Origin of the sequence: Haloarcula sp. R1-2, from assembly GCF_011627385.1 — an archaeon.
Lineage (GTDB): Archaea > Halobacteriota > Halobacteria > Halobacteriales > Haloarculaceae > Haloarcula > Haloarcula marismortui.
Genome location: NZ_JAANTG010000001.1, coordinates 556,691 through 580,010 on the forward strand (window position 1 = coordinate 556,691; position 23,320 = coordinate 580,010).

The following is a 23,320-nucleotide window of genomic DNA, read 5'->3' on the forward strand; positions in this document are numbered from 1 at the left end:
GTAATCCCGCTCAGCGTGGGAGAACGCTTGGACAACGACGGACCGCCTGCTATCTGCGTCGCCTGGCGACTCGCTCCTCCGCGGTTTCCTCAGTCACAAGTTCGTACAGCAGTGCCCGCCCGCCGTCGGCTTTCGGTCGGAGAACACGGCCAAGTCGCTGGGTAAACTCCCGCTCCGAGCCGCTCCCAGAGAGGAGAACGGCGACGTTCGCGTCGGGCACGTCCACTCCCTCGTCGAGGACGTTCGCGGTTACGACCCGGGAGTACGTCCCGTCGCGGAACCGCTCTAGTATCTCCCGGCGCTCGCTCGCGCCGGTTTCATGCGTTATCGCCGGAATGAGAAACCGCTCGGAGAGGCGATACACGAGGTCGGTGTGGGCGGTGAAGACGATGATCCGGTCCTCGCGGTGGCGGTCCAGAATCGTCGCCAGCCGGTCGACCTTTCGCTGGGCATTCATCATCACCTCGCGGGCGCGCTGTTTCGCCAGCAGCGCCTCGCGGGCCGCCGGGTCGTTGCCGGACCGCTTGACGAGTTCCTGATAATCGCTGCCGGACCGGAGCTGGATGTTGGATTGTTTGAGGTAGTCGGTGAACGTCCCCTGATGCTCTTCGTAGCGGTCCCGTTCGTCCGGCGTGAGTGAAACTTCGAGTCGCTTGATATCGTAGTCAGCGAGGTGCTCGCCAGCCAACTCGTCGACGCTGACCCGCTGGACGAGCGGTCCAACGAGGTCCGCAATGGCTTCGTGGGCCCCGTCCGGCCGCTCGAACGTCGCTGTCAGTCCGAGCCGCGACGGCGCAGCGAGCAGTCGAGCGATATCCCGATACCCTTTTCCACCAAGATGGTGGACCTCGTCGAAGACCACGAGTCCGAAGCGGTCGCCGAGTTCGTCGGCCCGCAGGTACGCCGAGTCGTACGTCGACACCGTGATATCCTCGACGCGCTGCTCGCCCCCTCCCATGCAGCCGACGGGCCGGTCGAACTCCCGCTGTAGCTCGCGCTGCCACTGCTCCAGCAGGTCGATGGTCGGGACGACGACCAGCGTTGGCGTCCCCAGTGCGACCATCGCCGCGATGCCGATGACGGTCTTGCCGCTCCCGGTCGGTAGTTCGAGACAGCCCCTGTCCTCGGCTTCATGCCAGGCGTCCAGCGCTGCCTGCTGGTAGTCTCTGAGGTCGTACGCCGTCGAGAGCGACAATGACGGGAGCGAACAGACGTGGTCCTCATACGCCACCTCACGATCGTCAAGCGCGCTTCGGAGGTCGGCGTACCGGTAGGCCGGCGCTCGCCCTGTCTGTGAACGCCGGTCGTACTCGACGCCGGGCAGGTCCGACGGCAGGTCTCCCGACACGCGAATGGTCCCTGACTCGTACGTCAGCTCCAGCACACTCCGGGGTTCGCCGGTCCGGCCGATAACGCTTTCGCGGGCTGTATCGCTGTGTGTCGCCGGGGACTCTCAGCTTCATCTCAGCGTCACGTCGCCAGCAGGTGAATGAACACTACAGTTTACATCTATTCGCCCCCTACACCTCCAACTATGGACGACGCCCGAACGACATTGCCTGCCCTCTTGCTGTCGCTAGTGTTGACGCTGGCTGTCGTGCCAGCCGGCGTGGCCGGAACACAGACGGCGCAGGACACACTGACCGTCGATAAAGGCGGGAGTGCCGACTACCAGTCGATACAGGCCGCTGTGAACGCTGCCGACAGCGGTGACACCGTCGAGGTCCGGCCGGGCACCTACCGGGAAGAAGTCCGAATCAACGAGAGTATTACCCTCGTCGCACCCGACCGGGCGATACTGGACGGTTCGCGGTTCGTCAACGGAACCGGCGTCACGGTGGCCGGCGCAGCCGACGCGAACGTCACCGGATTCACCGTGCGTAACTACCGCTTTGGCGTCGCCGCCAACGAAACCAGCGGTGACTGGACAGTCACTGAAACGACTGTTATCGCTGCCGATGTCGGGGTCTACGCGCCGAATACGGCTGGAAACTGGACTATCGAGGACGCCGCCGTCGCCAGCACAACCTACAGCGGCGTGTTCGTCCGCGGCACCAGCGGCGACTGGACGATTCGCGACACTCGATTCGTCAATGTCGGTGGCGACGGCGTCGATGTCCGCAAGTCCTCCGGTGACTGGACAGTCGCAACGGTTGTCGTCGACCGGTCCGGCGCAGACGGCGTCGACGCCTCCGGGACAACTGGCGACTGGACGGTCCGGAACACGGAGGTCCGCCGAAGCAACACCGGCGTCAAAGCCATCGACAGTGGCGGCAACTGGACGGTGACTGACCTGACGGTCCACCGAAGCGACACCGGCCTCGTAACCGCCTTCTCTGGAGGTGCGTGGACACTTGAAGATTCTACCCTTGAAACCCGAGACATCGGTGTCTTCACCGCTCGAACGACCGGAGCATGGACTATCCAGAATACGACCATTGAGAGCCAACAGCAGGGAATCCACGCCGTCAACACGAACGCGTCATGGACTGTCTCCGAGTCGACTGTCTCCGTGACCGCAGAGCAAAATGCCATCGGTGTCGACGCCCGGTCCGCGAGTGGGGACTGGTCGCTTACCGATGTCACCATCGAAAGCCCCGGCATCGAAGTTGCCGAGTGACGGGACCACGCTGGCAGTGTCTTCCCCGTCACAGGCTGCCAATCTCGTCACCAAAGCGAAGCCCTTAATTAAAACACCCCCCTCTCCCAGAGTGCGGGACCGTGGGGTAGCGGTATCCTCGGCGCATGGGGTGCGTCGGACCTGAGTTCGAATCTCGGCGGTCCCACTTTTCACGAAGCGAAACGAGCGACGGAGTCGTTCAAACAGGCAATCAATGAAAGCTGCCACGCGTCACTTCCAGGTGAAGTACGTCAGCACGCCGATACCAATCGTTTCGAGCATCTGGAGTACCATCATCACCTGAACGGCAACCGCGGGCATCGCCGGTGCGGTGAAGTAGAAGTACAGGGCAACGGCGTTTTCGGCCAGCAGGAACGACGCGAACACGATAGAGCCAAGCGTCAGCGGGGCACGGATTTCCCGGTACGTCTGCACCCAGATGCTGATGAGGACGCCCAGCAACAGGATGTTGACTGCGGCGGCGATACGAGCCCCGTTCAATACAAGACTCATGGTGCGGGCTCCTGTCGTTGGTCAGTGGCCAACTGTCGGCGATGTGGTGTCGTGCTCATGTCAATCGTCCACCTGTGTGAGGATTTGTTCGACCGTGTCCCAGTGGGTTCTCGCGCGCTCGCTGGGGAGATAGATAACGCCGTAGTCGGCATCGCTGCTGGTGATGACGCCGTTGTCTTCGAGGACATCGAGATGGTACCGGACTGTGTTGTACGCGAGGTCAAGGTCATCAGCGAGCTGGTTGGCGTTTCGCGGCTGGTCGGCCAGCGCGCGAAGCACGCGGGCACGGTTGGGTCCTCCGCGGGTACCTGCAAGCGTTTGCCAGAGGACCGTCTCCATTCTGGTTCCATTTCCGGACGGGGTGGCAAGAATCCACCGACATGGGGCACGACCGGCCGCGCACGCCCGGAGATTGCGCCCCACGGCTGAGTGGGCGGCAGCCAGGGTGGAAAACACCACCGTTTGGCCCGGGTCTGAGAACCGTCGCCGCACCCAGCGCGAGAAACCTGTTGTCCATGTTGCAAACGTCCGGGAATGTTCGATAAAACAGTTTCGGGAAATTCGAGCAAACGGCGGGCTCGAACTCTCTAGCCGGATTTGAGAGAGAATTGAGAGAGAGTCACGCCCGAGTCACGAAATGTACTATTTAGCTGACAATCCCAGCAGATGATGGATGTCATCAGACACGACCCGACGACGGATCTTGCTCGGTATCGGAACCGGTGTGACAGTCGGCATCGCTGGCTGTAGCGGCGGCGGTAACGGCGGTGCCGAAGAGCCAGACACCGAGACGGACAGCGGCATGGACACGCCGATGGAGACCGAAACAGACACTCAGACCGAAGCGGAAACCGATCCGGGGACTGCGGCGGTCCGAGTGGCGCACATGTCGCCGAACGCCCCGAACGTGGACGTCTATCTTGAGGGCGATGCAGTCCTCGAAGACGTTCCCTTCGGTGCGGTGAGTCAGTACCTCGACGTGCCCGCGGGAGAGCGGTCGGTCGAGATAACCGCCGCTGGTGATCCGGACACGTCGGTGTTTTCGGGGCGTGTTCCGGTGGAAGCAGACACAGCGTACACCATCGCCGCAGTCGGTGAAATCGGCGATGACGCCGACCAGGCGTTCGAACCGCTGGTCCTGGAAGACGACAACAGCGACCCCGGCGGCGACACCGCACGCGTCCGCCTGGTCCACGCTTCGCCCGACGCGCCGGCCGTCGACGTGACCCTCGCGTCGAACGGAGATGCGCTGTACGACGGCGTCGAGTACGGCGGTTCCGGCTACGTTGAAGTGCCTTCGGGGGACTATACGCTCCAAGTACGTGGTGACACGGAGAGCAACGACGGCGACGTCGCCGCGGAGTTCGACGTGAGCCTGTCCGGTGGGGAGGTGTACACGGCATTCGCAGCAGGCTATCTCACGCCGGACGACGACCCGGCGGACGCGCCCTTCGACCTGCTCGTGACACAGGACACTGGCGGCAGCGCTACGGAAACTGAAACAGAGTCCGAGCCAGCGAATGTCCGGGTGGCACACATGTCGCCGAACGCCCCGAACGTTGACGTGTACGTCGACGGGTCGGCCGTGCTCGAAGACGTGCCCTTCGGCGCTGTCAGTGACTATCTGGAGGTCCCCGCTGGCGCGCGAACGGTCGAAATCACTGCTGCCGGCGACCCGGACACGTCGGTGTTCGAGGGTGACGTGACCGTTGAGGGCGGACAGGCGTACACCGTCGCAGCGGCCGGCGAAATCGGCGACGATACCGGTGACCCCTTCCAGCCACTCGTGCTCGCCGACAATCTCACCGCACCCAGCAATGGGACAGCCCGCCTCCGACTGGTTCACCTCTCGCCCGATGCCCCACAAGTCGACGTGACAGTCGGATCGAGCGGCGACGTGCTGTTCGATGCTGCCGACTTCCGGGAATTCGACAGCGTCGAGGTGCCAGCGGGTGAGTATACGATACAGGTCCGCGGAGCGACACCTGACAACGATGGGGACGTTGTCGCGGAGTACGACCTTAGCCTGGCTGGCGAAACCGGGTACACCGCCTTTGCGGCGGGCTATCTCACGCCGGACGACGAACCGGCAGACACACCCTTTGATCTGATTGTCGCACAGGACACCGGTGGAATGTAGCGGCCCGCGGGACGCCGTGGGCTCCCCGCAGGTATCGACGCAGTCGACCGTGTCGGAACGAGACCGATTTCCTCTACACTTTTGTGACGCCACTAGCAAGCGGGGGTATGGGAAAGGCAAACGACGTAGACTACGCTGACCTGCACGACCCGAACGCAGAGTACACCATGCGGGAGCTCTCTGCGGAGACAATGGGTGTCACCGCCAAGCGCGGCGGCGGTCGCGACGTGGAGATCACCGACGTTCAGACGACGATGGTCGACGGGAACTTCCCGTGGACGCTCGTCCGAATCTACACCGACGCAGGCATCGTCGGCACGGGCGAGGCCTACTGGGGCGCTGGCGTCCCGGAACTCATCGAGCGGATGAAGCCGTTTGTCGTCGGCGAGAACCCGCTGGACATCGACCGCCTGTACGAGCACCTCATCCAGAAGATGAGCGGCGAGGGGAGCGTCGAGGGTGTCACCGTGACGGCCATCGCTGGCATCGAGGTCGCGCTACACGACCTTGCGGGCAAGATCCTCGAAGTACCGGCATACCAGTTGCTCGGTGGGAAGTACCGCGACGAGATGCGCGTGTATTGTGACTGTCACACCGAAGAAGAGGCTGACCCCGAGGCCTGCGCCGAGGAGGCCCGTCGCGTCGTCGACGAACTGGGTTACGACGCCCTCAAGTTCGACCTCGACGTGCCAAGCGGCCTGGAGAAAGACCGCGCGAACCGACACCTCCGCCCGGGTGAAATCCGGCACAAGGCCGAGATCGTCGAGAAGGTCACCGAGGAGGTCAAAGATGAGGCTGACGTGGCCTTCGACTGTCACTGGACGTTCTCGGGGAGTTCGGGGAAGCGCCTCGCGGAGGCCATCGAGGAGTACGACGTCTGGTGGCTCGAAGACCCCGTTCCGCCGGAGAACATCGAGGTGCAGGAGGAAGTCACCAAGTCCACGACCACGCCGATCACCGTGGGCGAGAATCGCTACCGCGTCACCGAGGAGCGACGGCTTGTCGAGAACCAGGCTGTCGATATGATCGCGCCGGATATGCCGAAAGTCGGTGGAATGCGCGAGACGCGCAAGGTTGCCGACGTGGCGAACCAGTACTACATCCCGGTCGCGATGCACAACGTCTCCTCGCCGATCGCGACGATGGCGAGCGCACACGTCGGGGCTGCAGTCCCGAACTCACTGGCCGTCGAGTACCACTCCTACGAACTTGGTTGGTGGGATGACCTGGTCGAGGAGACCGTCATCGAGGACGGTTACATCGAGGTTCCGGAGGAGCCAGGTCTCGGGCTGACGCTCGACCTCGACGCTGTCGAAGAGCACGTTGTCGAGGGCGACACCGTCTTCGACGAGGCGTAAGGTTCGACCCCCATCGTTGGTGTTGACTGGGGCGGCACCGGGTGACGTGGTGGTCACCCGATAGTACTCACGACGGCACAGTTACGCCGTCTCGAACTCGACGCCGGTGATCTCGAAGCGAGCACCGCCGGCGTCGCTTTCTGTGACCGTTATCGACCAGCCGTGGGTATCGACGATCTCATCGACGATTCTGAGGCCAAAACCGGGACCCGACGCCAGCGAGTAGCCACCCTCAAACACAGTGTCGCGCTCGCCGGCCGGAATCCCAACGCCGTCGTCCGCGACGTAGAAGCCGTCGTCCAGTTCGCCAACAGTAAGCGTCAGGTCAGCGGCTGGTCTCTGCGACTGTGAGAGAGAGGTCGTCGCACGCTGTTCGCCGGCGTCGTCTTGTCTCTCGGTGTGTGGCGTCTGTCCGTGTTCCACGCTGTTGCGGATCAGGTTCCCGAAGAGTTGCCGGAGCCGGCTTGGGTCCGCCCGCACCACGGCCGAGGTCTGTAGTTCCAGTGTCGCGTCGCCGGTCTCGACAGTTTGCCAGCACTGCTCAACGACTGTCTGGAGCGGCACCGGCTCGCTGTCGAGCGCTGTCTCGCCGTTCTGGGCCAGCGTCAGGAGGTCATCGATGAGCTGTCCGATACGGCTGTGGGCTCGCTTGACCGCGTCGAGGTGGTCGCTATCGTGCTCAATCTGTGCGAGTTCTAGCTGGCCCCGGGCAACGTCCAGCGGGTTCCGGAGGTCGTGACTGACGACGCTGGCAAACTCTCCGAGGCGCTTGTTTTGCTGTTCAAGCGCCTGTTGGCGGCTTTCGCGGGCGGAGATATCCCGTCCGATACCGACCACGCCGAGCGGCGAGCCGTCAGCAGCTGTTATCCGGCCCCCGGTGAATTCGTACGGCACTGTCGTGCCATCGGCGGTTAGCAGATCGGCCTCGAACGACGTTTCACCGGTCGCAAAAGCCGTCTCGATGCCCTGTCGAACGGTTTCACAATCTGATGGGGCGAAGAGCGCTGTCAGCGACATCGGCCCGAGATCAGCGTCTGTATATCCGGTGGCTGCCGCCAGTGCATCGTTCCAGCGAGCCAGCTCGCCGTTCTCATCGAGTTCATAGAACAGATCCGGCACTGCATCGACCGGTGCGTCAGGGCGGTCTATTTCCGCAATATGTTCGGACTCGCATCGCTTCCGCTCGGTGATGTCACGCGAGGCACCGACGATTCTGGCGACCGTGCCATCTTCAACAATGGGCTGTGCCTTGGCTCGCACCCAGCGCTGTTCGCCATCCGGTCTGGTGATTTGGAATTCGAGTTCGACGGATTCTCCCGCTGAGACGCGCTGCATCGACTGGATGACTCTATCCTGATCCGTGGGATGAATCGCTGTCATGAACTCATCGGGGCTGGTCTGCAACGACTCGACGGAGCGGCCGTAGAGCGTTTCGTATGCCGAATTGACGAACTGTATCTCGGTCCAGTCCCCGGAGAACACCCACAGCAGTTCGCTCGACTGTTCTGCCAGTTCCGTGAGTTGCTGTCTAGTCCGACTCGCGAGTTCTGTCGACCGGTGATGTTCGACGAGTAACCGAATCCGATTGGCGAGAAGGTCGCGACGGGCAACAGCTGTATCTCTTCTGAAAACGTCGGTAACCCCGTTCGAGATTGCGTCGCTGGCGACGGATTCCGGCTCGGTCAGCAGCAACACCGGGACATTACTGTCCCGCTCGCGGACTATCTCAGCGAATTCACGGCCGGACCGGTCCGGGAGGTTGTCGGCGGCAACGATGCCATCGATAGCGGTGCCTCCGAGACGGTCGAGCGCACTGTCTGCCCGGTCGGTCGTCGTCAGCGTCAGCGAGTCCGGGCCCCGACTATCCGGGAACTCGACAGTCTCGTCAAGTAGCGGCCTGTCGTCTACCTGCAACACGTGCATCGAATTCGCAGCCGCATATGTGTCAGACATATTGTGTAAATAGAAATGCATCATCCCTCTTGAAGCTACGCCTGCAGTGACACATTACGCACCGAAGCGGTCTGAAACTGCACCCCGATCAATCTTGTCTGGGCCGCTGGTCGGCATCGCCTCGACGAACGCGATATCGTGGGGGTGTTTGTACCGTGCCAGGCGGTCGTCGAGGAACGTTCGGAGGTCGTCAAGCGTCAGCGGTCGGTCGCCAGCCCCGTCGGTCACAGCAGTGGATGCGGGCTCGATGACAGCCTTTCCGACCTGTCCCCACCTGTCGTCGGGGACCGGAATCACGACGACTTCACCGACCATGGGATGGTCGGCGATAGCGTCCTCGACCTCCGCGGGAAAGACGTTCTCGCCGCCGCTGACGAACATGTGCTTGGTGCGGCCCTCGATGTAGTAGTAGCCGTCCGCGTCGACGCGGGCGAGGTCGCCGGTCGACACCCAGCCGTCGCCAAATGTCTCGGCGGTCGCGTCCGGGTTGTCGAGGTAGCCCGCCGCGGCGTGGGGCGAGCGCAACTGGAGTTCGCCAACGGTGCCGGGGTCGACCGGGTCCCGTGAACCGGCGGGGCTGCCTTTGTTGTCACGGTCTTCGGGTTCGACGACTCTGGCGTCAACGTGCAACACCGGCTTGCCGACCGAACCGGCCTTCTCGTGGGGCCAGCCCTCGGGCATCGCGAAGTTGTTCGGCCCGCACTCGGTGAGGCCGTACCCCTGCGAGAGGTTGACGCCACGGTCCCACCACGTCTCCATCACGCTTTTGCGACAGGGGCCGCCGCCGGATTTGGCGAAGCGGAGCGACGAGAGGTCCGTCTCCGCCCAGCGGTCGTGGTTCGCCATCATCCGCAGGATTGCCGGGACGGCGACAAGGACAGTCCCGCTCTCCGCGTCGATGATCTCCAGCACGTCGCTAGGGTCGAACGCACGGGCGATGACCACTGTCCCGCCCATGTGCCACAGGGGGACGGTGAGAACGTTCCAGCCACCGGTGTGAAACATCGGAAACACCATCGGCGTCACGTCGTCCTCGCGCAGTCCCCAGGCCGTAATCGTATTCAGAGAGTTCCAGACGATGCCGCGGTGGGTTAGTTCCGTCTCCTTTGGCGTTCCAGTCGACCCACCGGTGTGCAGGAGGAGATGTGTGTCGCCGGGGGCCGGCGTTGCTGTCTCGACGGGTGTGTCGTCCTCGGGGAGGGCCGAAGCGTAGGGCGTGCTGTCGAGCGTGGCAGCCGAGGACGCGCTGTCGGCGGCGGTTCCGAGATTGATAAGCTGGGGAGCCGCCGTATCGGCTGTCTCCAGAGCAGTCGAGACAGTCTCGGCGAAGGGAGCCTCGACAACGAGGAGTTCCGGGTCCACGCGGTCGAGGAGTTCGGCGAGTTCCGGGGGCGCAAGCCGGTGGGACAGCGGAGCCAGTCGGCTCCCGGTCTTGGCGGAGGCGAAGAACAGGTCGACGACAGCTGGGCGGTTCCGCGAGACGACGGCGACAGTACCGGTAGACTCACCACTGTCGCCGACGCCGTACCGCCGAAGCAGGCGAGCGGTCCGGTTCGCTCGCCGGTCCAGTTCGGCGTACGTGAACCGCTCGCCGGTCGTCGCATCCACCAATCCCTCGCGGTCGGGGGTGAGCGCGGCCCGGCGCTCGCTCCAGGCACCGACCCACTTTTGTGGGGTACCGGGGCCGAGTTCAGACATCGTCGATAAACTCCTGTATCTGTGTGTTGACGCGCTCGTACTCCTCGATGAACAGCAGGTGTGGGCCGCCGTGGACGGTGATGAAGTCGGCGTTCGGGAGCCCGCGTGCCAGTAGCTTCCCGTTCTCGTAGGGGACCACCTCGTCGGCGGTCCCGTGGATGACGAGGGCCGGGACTGTGATTTCACCGAGGCGGTCCGACGCGTTGAACGCCTGAACCGCCGCGCCTTGCCAGTCCAGTGCCTGGTCGCTGGCGTCGCTGTCGATGCGCCAGTCGATGATGCGCTCGATGAGGTCCTCGTGGGCTTCCATGAACGAATCTGAGAGCGCCGGCTGCATCTTGTACCGTCGGAGTTCGCGTTCGTCGAGGTCATCAGGGACGGCGAACATCCGCTGCTGTGTCTCCTCAGGGACGGGGACCGCTTCGGGACCACCTGGGGAGGTACACATGAGCGTCAGCGACCTGGCCCGGTCGTACTCCAGGGCGTATTGCTGGGCGATCATCCCGCCCATGCTGGCCCCGACGACGTGGGCCTGCTCGATGCCGGCGTCGTCGAGTACGGCCTCCAGGTCGCTCGCCATCTGGCTCATGGTGTACGGACCTCCGGATTCGTCCGAATCGCCGGTTCCGCGGTTGTCCCACACGATAGTCTGGTACTCCTCAACGAGCGCTTCCTGTTGCCACAGCCACATCCAGCGGCCGTAGCCGATGCCCTCAACGAAGACGACGGTTTCGGCGTCAGGCGGCCCCTCGGGCTCGTAAGCGAGCGAGACGCCGTCGTTGGTTGCGTAGTGCATACTGACTGGTTCTGGTTGAATATCCTTCAAGTAGTTCGGTTCCGCGTTCATTGCTCTGGCTCTGCGTTCGGGTGGTCGCGCGGCGTATCGTTTCGCCGTCGATACGTCTCTGTCGGGTAGCCGGGCAGTGACCGGCCGCTCCATGCCCAGGTCGTCGTTCTGTCAGCCGGTTCGATTGTCGTTTTTACGGGTTTCATTGGTCGGACTCACCCCAGACCTTCGCCGGCAGCGCCTCTGCGAACGTCCCACCGACACGTGCCCGGAGCGTCCCAAGCAGCCCGTGGGGGACGTAGAGCACGAACAGCACAAACACGATTCCGACGTAGAGGCTCGCGTGGCCGTTCAACAGCAGGTCAATAAGGCCACCGATGGTCGTCTCGCCGACCAGCGTCGCGTCAAGCGTTTCTTGCCCTAACAGCGCACGGAGATAGGGCAACAGGCCGCCACCCTGCCCGGCCTTCGAGAGGAACTCTCGGACGGTTTCGTCGAATAGATGCCCGTACAGCGAGCCGGCAAGCGTGCCGAAACCGCCGATGATACTCGCAAGCAGGGCGTCGCCAGTCACCAGGAAGTAAAAGGAGTTCTCCGGGCTTGCCGAGCGCTTGAAGCCGGCGAATAGGCCACCGGCAACGGCAGCGAAGAAGCCACTGATGGCGAAGGCCCCGAGCTTGTACAGATACGTGTTGTAGCCGATGGCGACGGCGCGTTCCTCGTTTTCCCGGATGGCGAGCATCACTCGGCCAAAGGGGGAGTGGATGATGCGCTGCATAGCGAAGTAGCAGGCCAGAACGACGAGGCCGATCATGTAGTAGGACACTTCTGTGCCGGACAGCGTCGACCCCAGCAGGGCGACCTCGTCGCCGGTAAGGACGCCGATTGACAGCGAGAGCTGGTCGATGCCGGGAACCCCGATCTGAAATCCCTCGGCGTGGCTTGGCCCGACCGCCGGACCGTCGCGGGGGTTGGTCGCCACGTAGTCCCAGCCGCGGACGAACACGTAGAACACCTGCGCGAAGCCGAGCGTAATCATCGCGAAGTAGACGCCAGAGAGGCGGAACGAGACGAGGCCGACGAGCACCGCCAGCACGACGGCGATGAGACCGCCGACCAGCAGGGACAGCATGAACGGCGTCCCGGGGCCAAGCAGCGGCAGCTTCCCGTTGGCGATGAGGATGACGGTGTACGCGCCAGTACCGTAGAACACCGCGTGGCCAAACGAGAGGTAGCCGGTGTAGCCGCTGATGAAGTCAAACGAGATAGCAAAAAGGCCGAAGTACAGCACGCCGACCATCGTCTCCACCGTCGGCAGGAGCATCTGCGTCTCCGCGCTCACCGCCGAGTTCAACAGCGTGTGATACACCGGCGGGTATAGCGCCAGCAGGGCGATAACGAGGATGTGAGCGGTGTGGTCCCGCAGGTACTCGCGGGGCCAGCCCGTCTCAACAGTCGTGGGGGTCGGTGGCTCGGACGCCGCCTCGGCGTCGGCCTCGGTTTCAGCGCTAATGGCCCCCCACCTCCTCAACGCCGAACAGGCCCTGCGGGCGGACGATGAGCGTCACCACGAGGACCAGAAACAGCACGAGTTCCGGCAGGCCCGTGAACTCGATGACGTTCTGGAACCACCAGGTCGTCACCGCGTCGGCCATCCCGACGACCAGCGCGGCGACGACGGTGCCCCGGAACGTCCCGAGGCCGCCGACGATGACGACGATGAACGCCGGCAGCAGCGTCTCGGCCGCCAGCGGGACGCTCGCGCCCCACGTCGGGTCCCACATCAGCAGCGTTCCGGCCGCACCGGCAAGGCCGATACCCAGCGCGAATACGACGGTAAACACCTGCCGAACGTCGATGCCGAGCGCCGACGCCATCTCCGTGTCCTCACTTCCGGCCCGGATGTACAGGCCATAGCGGGTCTTTGTGAGGAACGCCCAGATGCCGACCACCGTCATAGTTCCAAGGAGTATCTGGAACAGCGACATCCAGCCGACGCTGACGGGACCGAGGGCGACCGGTTCGCGGAGGAACTGCGGCTTGGTCGCCAGCGCGGCCTGCCAGTCCGACAGCGGCTGGAGGCCGTAGACTCCCAGTACAATGCGAACGACCTCCTCGATGACGAGCGTCAGGCCGAACGTCAGCAAGATCTGGTATATCGGCGGCCGGTCGTACAGCGGCCGGATGATGGTCGTCTCGATGGCCCCGCCAAGCACCGTCAGCAGCGCGAAGACGACGACGATGGCGACGAAGAACAGACCGAGGCGAGTCAGCGGCGCTGTTCCGCCAGTGACTGTGACCACCATCAGGAGGCCGCCGAGGTACGCCCCGACCATCGTCAGCGACCCGTGGGCGAAGTTCAGCACGCCCATGAGGCCGAAGATGAGTGTGAGGCCGCTGGCGATCATCACGTACAGCGCCGACTTGGCGAGTCCGTTGACGATGACACCGCCGAGTTCACCGAGGGTCAAAAACTCCGCGAGCGCTTCGACAATCATGCCGATAGATACCTCCTGAACCGCTCGTCGTCAGCCGTCACCGCCGCTGTCTCGCCGTCGTCGACGACGCGGCCCTTGTCGAGGATGTAGAACCGGTCGGCGAGGTCGAGCGCCAGCGGAAGGTTCTGCTCGACCAGCAACATCGTCACCTCCTCGCTCGCCTTCGACAGCGCCTCGGCCACGTCGGCGACAATCTGGGGAGCTAGCCCCTCGCTCGGTTCGTCGACCAGCAGCAGGTCGTTGTCGCCGACCAGCCCGCGAGCGATGGCGAGCATCTGCTGTTGGCCGCCCGACAGCGTGCCGGCGTCCTGCCCCCGCCGTTCTTCGAGAATCGGGAACGAATCGAACGCCAGTCGAAGGCCATCGCTCACATCGTCGGGGTCCGGTATCGCCGCCCGGAGGTTCTCCTCGACACTGAGTTGGCTGAACATCCGACGGTCCTCAGGAATCCAACCCAGCCCCCGAGTCGCGACCTCGTGTGTTTCCAGCCCGACCAGCGACTCATCGCGGAACGTGATCGACCCCTCGCGGGGCGGCGTCAGTTGCAGGATGGTCCGGAGTGTGGTCGTCTTGCCGACACCGTTGCGGCCGGCCAGCGCGACCACCTCCCCCTCCTCGACGGAGAGGTCGACGCCTTCGAGGATGTGGCTGTCGCCGTAGTACGTGTGGACGCCGCCGAGTTCAAGCAGGCTCACGCCGTCCCCTCCTCCGAGTCCGTTTCGGACCCGGCCGCAGTCGTATCGTCGTCAAGACTGCCCGGTTCGTAGCCGCCGAGATACGCCGACTGTACGTCGGGGTTAGCCCGTACCTCTGCTGGCGGTCCGTCGGCGATGACCGCACCCTGATGGAGCACGACGACGCGGTCGGAGACGCCCATCACGATGTCCATGTTGTGCTCGACCAGCAGGACTGGGTAGTCCTCCGCCACTGCTTCGATGAGGTCCCGGATTTCGTCGACGCTCTCCGAGGAGACGCCGGCGTTTGGCTCGTCCAGCAGGAGCACCGCGGGGTCGCCGGCCAGCGCGATGGCGACTTCGAGTTTGCGCTTTGCGCCGTGGCTCAGCGTGCTCGCGAGGTCCTCGGCCCGGTGGGCAAGCCCGACCCGGTCGAGAATCTCGTGGGCGCGCTCCGTGAACTCGTCGTAGTGGTCGACGTTGCGCCAGAACGTCGTGGCGTCGTCGCTGTGGGCCTGCTCGGCGACCCGGACGTTCTCCAAGACCGTGCTGTTGGGGAAGACATTCGTCACCTGATAGGAGCGGTGGATGCCCTTGCTGGCCGTCTCGTGCGGCGACGCGTCGGTGATGTCCTGCCAAGTTCTGTCACGCCGGAGTTCGACCGTCCCCTCGGTGGGCGAGAGGGTCCCGGTCAGCAGATTGAAGAACGTCGTCTTGCCGGCCCCGTTCGGGCCGATAAGTGAGCATAGTTCCGCTTCGAGTTCAAAGTCGACGCTGTTGACGGCGGTGAGTCCGCCGAACTCCTTTGTCAGTCCCTGTGTTCTGAGCATCCCTACAGTGAACAGTCCATCTGGTCGCTATCCTGTGGGATAGTCGTCTCGTCGGCACTGATTCGGGCCAGCGGTTCGCCGGGCATGATGGCGGCGCCCCAGTTGTCGGCCCACTCGTCGGTTGTCGGAATCGGGTTCGCGACGGTCATGGCCGAGCGCGCCTGGTTGTTGTACTCTTGGAAAGTGTAGCCGCCCTCGCCTTTCGGCGTGTCGGTGACTGTCATCCCCTTCAGGGCGTCGGCGATGTCCGTACCCTCGGTCGACCCGCTCTCCTGAACCGCCTGATGGATCGCTGACGCGCCGGTGAAGGTCCCCGCTGAGAACAGGTCCGGGACGACGCCGTAGGCGCTGGTGTAGCTGTCGACGAACGCGTCGTTGATCGGGTTGTCGTACTGGTTCCAGTGGTAGCGAGTCGTGAACGGCCCGAGCTGTGAGTCCCTGATCTTCTCCGCTGTCAGGGGCTCGCCGAGCACGCTCTGCATCGTCCCACCGACGACGCTGTTGGTGATTCTGGTGGCGAACCCGCCGAACACCCGATATGAGTACTCACCCGAGAGGAATGCGTTGAACATCGCCGGGAGTGTCGCGACGGTGAACCCGCCGACGACGCCTTCGGCCCCGGCTTCCTCGGCGTTGTCAAGCAGCCCATCCCACTCGGCGTACCCCTGCTCGACGAAGCGTTCGCCGACGATATCGACGCCTTCGGCCTCCAGCACGTCCCGGTAGTTGTTGACGACCGCACGGCCGAAACTGTAGTCCGCGCCGAACAGGTAGACGGTCGAAACGTCCGTCTCTCTGGCGACGTACTTCCCGCCCGAGCGGGCGTCCATCGCGGTGTTCTCGCTCGCTCGGTAGACGAGGTCGCTACAGGTCTCGGAGTTGGACGTGATGTCGGCCGACGCCGCCGGACCGAGCATGATGGGGACCTGCGCCTGATTGACGACCGTCGTGACGACCCGGCTGGCGACCGCCGAGGACGCACAGCCGGCGAGCATGTCTACGTCTTCGTTCTCGACGAGGTTCGTCGCTGCCGTCTGTGCCGTGTCCGCCGAGAACTCCGTGTCCCGAATTAGCAGGCGATACTCCGTGTCACCGGCGGTGATCGTAACCTCGCCGCTGCCGGGGTCTGTCGGCGGATCGGTATCACCCTTGTACGCCAGCCCGGAGAGGAACCCCCACAGCGACTGGTCGCCGTAGTACTTCAGGTCACCAGCGCGGGGCTGAAGGACTCCGATACTAACGGTCTGTTCCGAACCACTGCCGCCCGATTCGCCGTTCGTGCTACTGTCCGTCGTCCCGCCGTCCGAATCGTCCTGTTCAGTCATGGATGAGTCGTCACTGACACAGCCGCTGAGCCCGACAACACCAGCACCGAGCGCGCCGAGAACGCGCCTCCGTGTAGCCGTATTCTGCATAACAGATTATTGTAGACTCGCCGACCATATAGTGTGCTGAGTTAACATGTTAACGCAGTTCTCGTCCGGACCGGGATTGGTACAAAAATGGCGGTAGACGGCCTATCTCGCCCCTCGCTTGCGGACTGTCCTCTCACACCGATTTGACTATCTGCTACGTAGCTGCTTCAGCGACTGTTGCCCGGTATATCTCAGCGGTCACCCACGTTAGTAACGGGGGAATAATAGAGAGTCCCAGTCCAAGGGCCACCACGAACTGTGTGTCAGACGAAATGGAGTAGATACCTGCGACAAAGGTTCCTTTGACGGCAGCTAGCCAAACGAGTATCACTGTCGGTATCACTGGTCGCTGACGAAATGATGCCCACACTGATACAGCCAGGAGCGTAATTCCGAACAGAAGGTACGCGAGAGTTACGATTTCAGCTAGAAGCCCGAGTTCGTGGCTGGGATCTATTCGCAGGTGTGCCCAATACCGCTTGATACCCAACCAGCAAACATAGAGGCCAGCTAGGCTGAGACCGACAGACGGCATTTGATCGCGGAGTGTCCTACTGAGTTCCATGGGCAGAACCTGTTCTCCTATCGTGAATTGTGTGGTATATGTTTTCTAGTATGTCTTGTAGCTGATAAGGACGGACGGCGGCACAGTTGGGACTCGATCTTTGCTGGGTAGCACTCTAGGTGGGACGCGATCAAGCCGTCAGAGCCGCAGAATCAGTCCTCGATGTCATCAAGCGCTTCGACGACGCGTTCGATCATCTTCCGCTCGCCGCGCCGGAGGTTCTTCGAGACGGCGGGTTTGGACACGCCGAAGTCCTCGGCCAGCGACCCCAGTGTCGCGTCCCGGGGTGACTCGAAGTAGCCTTCGGAGACGGCGGTTTCCAGCGTCTCGCGTTCGGTGTCCGAGAGGTCCCGACAGCCGTCCACGAGTGTCATCGCCGCGCCGGCGTTCTGCACGAGGTCCTGCAGTTGTGGGAGCGTCGCCGACGTCCGCTCAACCACGTCGTACTCGTTGTCACGGTCAAGTTCCGAGAGCGTCGTGTCGGCGTCTCGGCCACGGTCGAAGCCGACGTGCCAGGTCTCGCTGCCTGCCTCAATGTGGAAGGGCCCGGTGATGTAGCCGCCGTTGTCTCTGATGGTCTGCATCGCCGCCGTTTCCTCGATAGTCGTCCGGATGTGAGCGGCGTTGTTCTCGCGGCGCAACAGCACACAGTCGTTCATGTTCTCGTGGGTCTGCAAGCTGTCCAGCCCCGTATCGAGTACCCCCGCATCCTCAGCCTCAACAACCATCCGTGTCTCCAACTCCCGCGCACGCTGGTCGAAGTCCCAGTGTACCGCTGCAAAAGCGACATCGTGGTCTGCCGTCGTGTCGATGAAGGGGCAGTCGTACTGCTCCATGTCCAGAGCGATATCTATCATTGGCAGTCCACTGTATCACGAACAATTCGTGTGATACGGTAAAGAACCCCACGATTAATAGTAGCTATTTCTCGCAACCGGGTTCTTCACGAACGTCTATCCCTGATACACCGTTTCAATAGTGTTTTAGGGCTCGGTTCTGGATGAAGTGGTATGACTTTGCACGCCAGAGAGATAAACCAGGACGTACGGGAGTTGGGTGCGCTCCTGGGCGAAGTGCTGGAAGCACAAACCTCGACCGAGGCGTTTGACACGGTAGAAACTATCCGGAACTCGTGTATCGACTACCGGCGCGGTGACGCCGAGACACGGGACGAGGTCCACCGGGCGCTGAACCGACTGAATCCGGAAACGCAGGACATTGTCGCACGCGCGTTTACGACGTACTTCGAGCTTATCAATCTCGCTGAGGAACGCGAACGGGTCCGCGAAATCCGAGAGGGCAGCCAGGGGGATGTGCTGGCCGACAGCGTCGAGGAAGCCGTCCGGGACCTGGCCGAACGCGGCGCAGACCCGGCGGAGTTCGAGCAGGTACTCGAGGACGTACTCATCCAGCCGACGTTCACGGCCCACCCGACCGAGGCCCGCCGGAAGACGGTGAAGGCGAAGCTCCGGTCGGTCGCCCGCGACATCGAACGACTCGACGAGCGGCGGCTTACCGACCGCGAACAAAAGCGGATCGAGCGCAACCTCGACGCCGAAGTGACGAGCCTCTGGCAGACTCCGCAGGTCCGGGACCGCCGCCCGGAGGTCACCGACGAAGCGCTAAACGTCCAGTGGTACCTTGAAAACGTTCTCTTCGACGTTATCGACGAGGTGTACGACGAACTCGAACACACCCTCGAAGACGTGTACGACGAGGACATCGACATCGACACGCTCTACGAGTTCCGCTCGTGGGCCGGCTCCGACCGCGACGGCAACCCGTTTGTCACGACCGACGTGACCGAGGAGACGCTGGAGCGCCAGCGCGAGACTGTACTGCCGCTGTACCGCACCAAGCTCAAGGAACTCTCCGGCGTGCTGAGTCAGGATGCCTCGAACATCGCGACCGACGCGCTGTTCAACGAGCGACTGGACCGTCACAAGTCCAAGCTCCCTGGCGTCGCCAAGGAAGCCGAAGAGCGGTATCCCGACGAGCCCTACCGCCAGAAGCTCCGGCTGATGCGCGAATCCGTCATCCGGGTCAGCGACGTCCGCCAAGGCGGCTACGAGAGCGAGGAAGAACTGCTGACCGACCTCCGCGTCATCGCCGACAGCCTCCGGGAAAACGACGCCGAGGTCATCGCCGAGGCCCACGTCGACCCACTGATCCGAAAGGTCGAGACGTTCGGCTTCACCCTCGCCAGCCTCGACCTGCGCGACCACCGGAAGATGCATACCGACGCCATCGCCGAAGCTGTCGACCGGCAAGGCATCGACTACGCGTCGATGGACGAGGACGAGCGCGTCGAGTTCCTGACCGAGGCCATCCTCCAGGATAACACCGTTATCGACATGGAAGACACCGAGGGTCTCTCGGAGGACGCTACCCGCGTCCTCGACCGCTTCCGTGCGACCGCCGACTGGCAAAACGAGTTCGGCATCGACGCCATCGACACCTACGCTATCTCGTGGTGTGAAGAGCCCAGCCACGCGCTGGAAGTGCTGTTCCTCGCTGACCAGGTCGACATCGTCGACCTACCCGGCTACTGCGGGTTCGACGTGGTCCCGCTGCTGGAATCGGAGTATGCACTCTCCGGAGCCCGCCGCATCATGGGCACGCTGTTCGAGAACGAGGCCTACTCCCAGGCGCTGGAAGCCCGGGACAACATTCAGGAGATCATGCTTGGCTACTCCGACTCGAACAAGGAGAACGGCTTCCTCGCCGCCAACTGGTCGCTGTACAACAACCAGAAACGACTGGCGGACATCACCGATGACTACGACGTGGAGATGCGCCTGTTCCACGGCCGCGGTGGCTCTATCTCCCGCGGTGGCGGTCCGATGAACGACGCCATGCTGGCCCTGCCAAACGAGACGGTGACCGGCCAGATCAAGTTCACCGAGCAGGGCGAGGCCATCGCCGAGAAGTACGCCAACCACGACATCGCCGAGCGGAACCTCGAACAGATGCTCAACGCCCAGATACGGGCGCGGCAAAACGCAATCGAGGAGCCCGTCGAGGAGATTCCCGACGAGTGGGCGGAGGCGATGGAGACAGCGGCCGACGCCGCCCGCGACGAGTATCAGGACCTGCTTGAGACCGACGGCTTCGTCGAGTTCTTCGAGCAGGCGACGCCGATCACCGTCATCGAGAACCTCAATATGGGCTCGCGGCCGGCTTCCCGAAGTGAGGACCGCAGTGTCGAGGACCTCCGTGCCATTCCGTGGGTGTTCTCCTGGACGCAGGCCCGCTGTATCATCCCTGGCTGGTACTCGATCTCGACCGGGCTGGACGCCTATCTGGAAAATGGCGGCGACATGGAAACCTTACAAGAGATGTACGAGAACTGGCCGTTCTTCCGGACGAAACTCGACAACGCGTCGCTGGCGCTCGCCCGAACTGACCTCGGAATCGCCGAGGAGTACGCCGACCTCGCTGACCCCGAACTCCGCGAGCGCATCTACCCGCGTATCGTCGAGGAGTACGAGAACACCGTCGCGAAGGTGCTCGAAATCACCGGGCAGGACGGCCTGCTCTCGCGGGACTGGCTCGAAGAGAACTTGGAGCGCCGGAACCCGTACGTCGACCCACTGAACCTGTTGCAGGTCCGTCTGCTCAAGCAGTCCCACCGGACTGAAACCGAGCGCCGGACCCTGCGGCTGACCGTTCAGGGTATCGCGGCCGGAATGAAAAACACCGGGTGAGCCACTGAACGACGCCGGCCAATGCGTCGTTGTAACGACTTACTACAAAGGTAGTACCCATCGAAGGATTTACGCGTCTGCCCACGGAGTAGCCGGTATGGCACTCGAAACAGTTCTTCTCGCAGTTGGACCAAACGACGCCGACCGAATCGACGAACTCGCTGACGCCGTGCTTGATATCGCGAGCCCGGCCGATGCGACGGTTATCGTCGCACACGTATTCACCGACGACCAGTACGACGGCGTCGTCGACAGGCTCGAATTCGAATCGACCGGCGAAGCCGACCCCGACGAGGTCGCCGACCGCCACACAACAGTCCGGGAGCTCGTCTCACGGTTTGACGACGCTGGTCTGTCCACACAGGTCCGCGGTGCCGTTGGCAACCACGGCGAGCAGATCGTTAGCCTCGCCGAAGTGACGAACTCGGATCTCGCCGTCGTCGGCGGCCGAAAGCGCTCGCCGACCGGGAAGGCCGTCTTCGGCTCCACAGCACAGGAAGTCATGCTGAACGCGCCGTGTCCGGTCACGTTCGTCCGCGGCGACGAGTAGCGAGGAGGTGTACAACTCCATTTCAGGGTCGCTTTTCAGGCGTCTATACCGCGATATCGTTCGCCAGCCGCGCATCTCGTATCCCGAATACTACCATAGTACGTACCAGATACACAAATGTTGAAGTCTGAGCAGTCCTGCGAAACGATATGGCACAAGAGATCGTTTGGTACGGGGCTGGGGCTGGGGCGTTTTTCATGTCAGCTGTTGTCTTCGTGTGGTTCGCTGCAACGAGGGGTAATATCAGGTCCTCGTTCTACTACCTGCCGCCGATACACACCTCAGTCGCGGGAGCGGCATACGTGGCGATGGCACTCACAGCGGGCGGCCAGCTCGGGGACACGGTTAGCATCACGACGCTCAGGTTTGCCGATTGGATCGTCTCAACGCCGATCATCACGTACTATCTCGCACGGCTGGCTGGCGTCGACACGCAGACGCGGCGGCTCGCAGTGGCCGCAAACGTGGTGATGATCGGCGTGGGATACGGCTTCGTCAGTATGTCGGGGTCGCTCCGGTGGATTGCCTTCGCCGTGTCCACGGTCGCATTCATCGGGCTACTCTATTTGTATATCAAAACGTTTGCCCGGAAGATTAAGGCTGCAACAGCGAGCGTCCGCAGCCTGTTCCAGAGCCTCCGAGACTTGACTGTCGTGACGTGGTCACTCTATCCGGTTGTCTACTTTCTGGGTCCTCTCGGGGCGGGAATCATTCAGGTCCCTGACCTGAACTTCCTCGTTGCAGTTCTTGACACCATTGCCAAAGTCGGATTTATGTCGATTCTGCTTGTCAGATACAATTCGGTTGAGACGTTCGTCGACAGCTGGTCCGTAGCTCCCGCCAAGTGACTGACACTGGTACCTCCATGTATATACCATATACACCGGTTTTATCCGAGAAAAATCCCTAGGGAGGCTATATGTCGGCAGTAACCAAGCGGAGCGGCTCGTACGGTCGGACCTTGGGGGTAGGAGCGGTGTTGGTTCTTGTGTTGGCTACGCTGGCGGTGGTGAATGTGTACACCAATCTGGCGCCCGAAATGAGCGGTTCACAGCAGTCGATGCTTCTCTCGGGACTCGTGAGTATACTGTTGATCGTCGCAGTTGCGTTGCTGTTCGTGGCGACGATCATCGGCCGGGAGCGGACTGCAGCCGTAGAGACACTCGCTGCGCAGGCGCGCCAGATTGAGCAGGGAGAGCTTGACGTCGACCTTGCGACGAACCGGACGGACGACGTGGGGGACATATACCGAGCGCTCGCCGTGTTACGCGATTCAGAGCAGCTAGACCGGCAGCATGGGGTCTCTGCGGAAGTCGTCGCACAGTACTGTGAAACGACTGTCGAAATTTCGAACGGTAACGACGACAGCCGGCTTGAGGAAAACGTAGACGACCCACAGCTGGCGGAGTTAGCGATGCGATTCAACGAGATTCTGGACCAACGTAAACGGGACGCAGAGATCGATTCCCGATAAAGCATCTTATCGTTGAACTGTTACCAGCAGATTTGCCGGCGGCAACTGGCCGCGAGAGTCACGAAAGTCAATGACAGACAAGCCCGACGAAGACGCGTTCGAACCGAACCGTGTGAGAATCTCTGGGGAGACCGAAGCGGACATCGTGGCGCTGTCACTCAGTCTCGACTCCGATACGATTACCATCGACACGCGGACCGGCACAGTGTCGAGCGAGCAACTGACGCTCCCGTATGACCGTCTAGAGTCAGTCCACATCGTCCGCGAGGGAACATACACTGTGGTCTTCGAGACGGACCGGTGTGAGTACGCGGTCACAAACCTCGCTGCCGACCGGGCAGCCGTACGGGAGCTCGTCGATTACGCCCGGCAACAGGGTGGACTCAGAACCGAGCAAGAGTCGAGCGACTCGACAGCGGAGTCACAGGCTACAGATGCACCAACAGAGCGGGACGACGGAGAGACAGAACAGGAAGCGGCACCGAAGACGGAACTCGACGAGTGGACCTGGGGAGAGACATCCGGGACCGACTGACCG

At 62.7% G+C, this 23,320-nt stretch carries 21 protein-coding genes and 1 tRNA gene; 9 read left to right on the forward strand and 13 right to left on the reverse strand.

Features of this window, described 5'->3' with window-relative positions:
* Positions 1 to 49 precede the first annotated feature (49 nt).
* On the reverse strand, positions 50 to 1,384 hold the full coding sequence (locus G9C82_RS02785) for a DEAD/DEAH box helicase (RefSeq protein ID WP_127013308.1): 1,335 nt from the start codon (positions 1,382 to 1,384) through the stop codon (positions 50 to 52).
* Positions 1,385 to 1,534: 150 nt separating this feature from the next.
* Between G9C82_RS02785 and G9C82_RS02790 the strand changes: the two genes are divergently transcribed.
* Both G9C82_RS02790 and G9C82_RS02795 read left to right on the forward strand, forming a co-directional pair.
* Positions 1,535 to 2,620 carry a nitrous oxide reductase family maturation protein NosD gene (locus G9C82_RS02790; protein WP_127013309.1) on the forward strand — a complete coding sequence of 362 codons (1,086 nt, stop codon included), beginning with the start codon at positions 1,535 to 1,537 and terminating at the stop codon, positions 2,618 to 2,620.
* A 95-nt stretch (positions 2,621 to 2,715) separates the two neighbouring features.
* Positions 2,716 to 2,786: transfer RNA gene (locus G9C82_RS02795), tRNA-Pro, on the forward strand.
* A 65-nt stretch (positions 2,787 to 2,851) separates the two neighbouring features.
* Here G9C82_RS02795 and G9C82_RS02800 read toward each other — a convergent pair.
* Together G9C82_RS02800 and G9C82_RS02805 are read right to left on the reverse strand one after the other, a co-directional pair.
* Positions 2,852 to 3,133, reverse strand: coding sequence for a hypothetical protein (locus G9C82_RS02800; RefSeq protein WP_004516906.1), 282 nt, complete (start codon positions 3,131 to 3,133; stop codon positions 2,852 to 2,854).
* Between the two features lie 60 nt (positions 3,134 to 3,193).
* Positions 3,194 to 3,472, reverse strand: coding sequence for a winged helix-turn-helix domain-containing protein (locus G9C82_RS02805; protein WP_004516907.1), 279 nt, complete (start codon positions 3,470 to 3,472; stop codon positions 3,194 to 3,196).
* A gap of 334 nt (positions 3,473 to 3,806) precedes the next feature.
* Between G9C82_RS02805 and G9C82_RS02810 the strand changes: the two genes are divergently transcribed.
* Positions 3,807 to 5,273, forward strand: a complete 1,467-nt coding sequence (locus G9C82_RS02810; protein ID WP_127013310.1) for a DUF4397 domain-containing protein — start codon at positions 3,807 to 3,809, stop codon at positions 5,271 to 5,273.
* Between the two features lie 107 nt (positions 5,274 to 5,380).
* Entirely contained in the window at positions 5,381 to 6,631 is a 1,251-nt protein-coding gene (locus G9C82_RS02815) for a mandelate racemase/muconate lactonizing enzyme family protein (RefSeq protein ID WP_127013311.1), read from the forward strand.
* An 81-nt stretch (positions 6,632 to 6,712) separates the two neighbouring features.
* Here G9C82_RS02815 and G9C82_RS02820 read toward each other — a convergent pair whose 3' ends face one another.
* The 10 genes from G9C82_RS02820 to G9C82_RS02865 all read right to left on the reverse strand — a co-directional run bounded on the left by G9C82_RS02820 (position 6,713) and on the right by G9C82_RS02865 (position 17,908).
* Complete coding sequence (locus G9C82_RS02820; RefSeq protein WP_127013312.1) at positions 6,713 to 8,584, reverse strand: PAS domain S-box protein; 1,872 nt, start codon at positions 8,582 to 8,584, stop codon at positions 6,713 to 6,715.
* Positions 8,585 to 8,638: 54 nt separating this feature from the next.
* On the reverse strand, positions 8,639 to 10,282 hold the full coding sequence (locus G9C82_RS02825; RefSeq protein ID WP_127013313.1) for an AMP-binding protein: 1,644 nt from the start codon (positions 10,280 to 10,282) through the stop codon (positions 8,639 to 8,641).
* The gene (locus tag G9C82_RS02830) at positions 10,275 to 11,129 is read right to left on the reverse strand and encodes an alpha/beta fold hydrolase (RefSeq protein WP_127013314.1); all 855 of its coding nucleotides are present in this window, start codon (positions 11,127 to 11,129) and stop codon (positions 10,275 to 10,277) included. Before G9C82_RS02830 ends, G9C82_RS02825 begins: the two co-directional genes overlap by 8 nt.
* Positions 11,126 to 11,275, reverse strand: coding sequence for a hypothetical protein (locus G9C82_RS02835; RefSeq protein ID WP_164734738.1), 150 nt, complete (start codon positions 11,273 to 11,275; stop codon positions 11,126 to 11,128). Before G9C82_RS02835 ends, G9C82_RS02830 begins: the two co-directional genes overlap by 4 nt.
* Positions 11,272 to 12,438 carry a branched-chain amino acid ABC transporter permease gene (locus G9C82_RS02840; RefSeq protein WP_127013823.1) on the reverse strand — a complete coding sequence of 389 codons (1,167 nt, stop codon included), beginning with the start codon at positions 12,436 to 12,438 and terminating at the stop codon, positions 11,272 to 11,274. The genes G9C82_RS02835 and G9C82_RS02840 overlap by 4 nt, the downstream gene beginning before the upstream one ends.
* Positions 12,439 to 12,577: 139 nt before the next feature.
* Positions 12,578 to 13,567, reverse strand: coding sequence for a branched-chain amino acid ABC transporter permease (locus G9C82_RS02845; RefSeq protein WP_127013315.1), 990 nt, complete (start codon positions 13,565 to 13,567; stop codon positions 12,578 to 12,580).
* Positions 13,564 to 14,262 (reverse strand): ABC transporter ATP-binding protein, encoded by a 699-nt coding sequence (locus G9C82_RS02850; RefSeq protein ID WP_127013316.1) that lies wholly within the window; start codon positions 14,260 to 14,262, stop codon positions 13,564 to 13,566. The genes G9C82_RS02845 and G9C82_RS02850 overlap by 4 nt, the downstream gene beginning before the upstream one ends.
* Complete coding sequence (locus G9C82_RS02855) at positions 14,259 to 15,071, reverse strand: ABC transporter ATP-binding protein (RefSeq protein ID WP_011223094.1); 813 nt, start codon at positions 15,069 to 15,071, stop codon at positions 14,259 to 14,261. Before G9C82_RS02855 ends, G9C82_RS02850 begins: the two co-directional genes overlap by 4 nt.
* A 2-nt stretch (positions 15,072 to 15,073) precedes the next feature.
* Positions 15,074 to 16,486, reverse strand: coding sequence for an ABC transporter substrate-binding protein (locus tag G9C82_RS02860; RefSeq protein WP_127013317.1), 1,413 nt, complete (start codon positions 16,484 to 16,486; stop codon positions 15,074 to 15,076).
* A 717-nt stretch (positions 16,487 to 17,203) separates the two neighbouring features.
* Complete coding sequence (locus G9C82_RS02865; protein ID WP_011223091.1) at positions 17,204 to 17,908, reverse strand: helix-turn-helix domain-containing protein; 705 nt, start codon at positions 17,906 to 17,908, stop codon at positions 17,204 to 17,206.
* Positions 17,909 to 18,061: 153 nt separating this feature from the next.
* Here G9C82_RS02865 and ppc point away from each other — a divergent pair, with 153 nt between their 5' ends.
* From ppc to G9C82_RS02890, 5 genes are all read left to right on the forward strand, one after another.
* Positions 18,062 to 20,758 (forward strand): phosphoenolpyruvate carboxylase, encoded by a 2,697-nt coding sequence (gene ppc, locus G9C82_RS02870; protein ID WP_127013318.1) that lies wholly within the window; start codon positions 18,062 to 18,064, stop codon positions 20,756 to 20,758.
* Positions 20,759 to 20,855: 97 nt separating this feature from the next.
* Entirely contained in the window at positions 20,856 to 21,308 is a 453-nt protein-coding gene (locus tag G9C82_RS02875; protein WP_007189875.1) for a universal stress protein, read from the forward strand.
* A gap of 149 nt (positions 21,309 to 21,457) precedes the next feature.
* A complete protein-coding gene (gene xop2, locus G9C82_RS02880) occupies positions 21,458 to 22,156 on the forward strand; it encodes a sensory rhodopsin III (RefSeq protein ID WP_127013319.1) in 699 nt (232 codons plus the stop codon).
* Between the two features lie 191 nt (positions 22,157 to 22,347).
* Positions 22,348 to 22,782, forward strand: a complete 435-nt coding sequence (locus tag G9C82_RS02885) for a HAMP domain-containing protein (protein ID WP_007189877.1) — start codon at positions 22,348 to 22,350, stop codon at positions 22,780 to 22,782.
* 70 nt (positions 22,783 to 22,852) lie between these two features.
* Positions 22,853 to 23,317 (forward strand): hypothetical protein, encoded by a 465-nt coding sequence (locus G9C82_RS02890; protein WP_127013320.1) that lies wholly within the window; start codon positions 22,853 to 22,855, stop codon positions 23,315 to 23,317.
* Positions 23,318 to 23,320 lie beyond the last annotated feature (3 nt).

What these genes read in the sequence shown, in the direction of transcription:
- G9C82_RS02845 (WP_127013315.1), bottom strand. Translation starts at nt 13,567, where the DNA reads ATGATTGTCGAAGCGCTCGCGGAGTTTTTGACCCTCGGTGAACTCGGC.
- G9C82_RS02885 (WP_007189877.1), top strand. Translation starts at nt 22,348, where the DNA reads ATGAGCGGTTCACAGCAGTCGATGCTTCTCTCGGGACTCGTGAGTATA.
- G9C82_RS02830 (WP_127013314.1), bottom strand. Translation starts at nt 11,129, where the DNA reads ATGAACGCGGAACCGAACTACTTGAAGGATATTCAACCAGAACCAGTC.
- xop2 (WP_127013319.1), top strand. Translation starts at nt 21,458, where the DNA reads ATGGCACAAGAGATCGTTTGGTACGGGGCTGGGGCTGGGGCGTTTTTC.
- G9C82_RS02890 (WP_127013320.1), top strand. Translation starts at nt 22,853, where the DNA reads ATGACAGACAAGCCCGACGAAGACGCGTTCGAACCGAACCGTGTGAGA.
- G9C82_RS02800 (WP_004516906.1), bottom strand. Translation starts at nt 3,133, where the DNA reads ATGAGTCTTGTATTGAACGGGGCTCGTATCGCCGCCGCAGTCAACATC.
- G9C82_RS02865 (WP_011223091.1), bottom strand. Translation starts at nt 17,908, where the DNA reads ATGATAGATATCGCTCTGGACATGGAGCAGTACGACTGCCCCTTCATC.
- G9C82_RS02820 (WP_127013312.1), bottom strand. Translation starts at nt 8,584, where the DNA reads ATGTCTGACACATATGCGGCTGCGAATTCGATGCACGTGTTGCAGGTA.
- G9C82_RS02790 (WP_127013309.1), top strand. Translation starts at nt 1,535, where the DNA reads ATGGACGACGCCCGAACGACATTGCCTGCCCTCTTGCTGTCGCTAGTG.
- G9C82_RS02875 (WP_007189875.1), top strand. Translation starts at nt 20,856, where the DNA reads ATGGCACTCGAAACAGTTCTTCTCGCAGTTGGACCAAACGACGCCGAC.
- G9C82_RS02855 (WP_011223094.1), bottom strand. Translation starts at nt 15,071, where the DNA reads ATGCTCAGAACACAGGGACTGACAAAGGAGTTCGGCGGACTCACCGCC.
- G9C82_RS02815 (WP_127013311.1), top strand. Translation starts at nt 5,381, where the DNA reads ATGGGAAAGGCAAACGACGTAGACTACGCTGACCTGCACGACCCGAAC.
- G9C82_RS02825 (WP_127013313.1), bottom strand. Translation starts at nt 10,282, where the DNA reads ATGTCTGAACTCGGCCCCGGTACCCCACAAAAGTGGGTCGGTGCCTGG.
- G9C82_RS02810 (WP_127013310.1), top strand. Translation starts at nt 3,807, where the DNA reads ATGTCATCAGACACGACCCGACGACGGATCTTGCTCGGTATCGGAACC.
- ppc (WP_127013318.1), top strand. Translation starts at nt 18,062, where the DNA reads ATGACTTTGCACGCCAGAGAGATAAACCAGGACGTACGGGAGTTGGGT.
- G9C82_RS02860 (WP_127013317.1), bottom strand. Translation starts at nt 16,486, where the DNA reads ATGCAGAATACGGCTACACGGAGGCGCGTTCTCGGCGCGCTCGGTGCT.
- G9C82_RS02835 (WP_164734738.1), bottom strand. Translation starts at nt 11,275, where the DNA reads ATGAAACCCGTAAAAACGACAATCGAACCGGCTGACAGAACGACGACC.
- G9C82_RS02805 (WP_004516907.1), bottom strand. Translation starts at nt 3,472, where the DNA reads ATGGAGACGGTCCTCTGGCAAACGCTTGCAGGTACCCGCGGAGGACCC.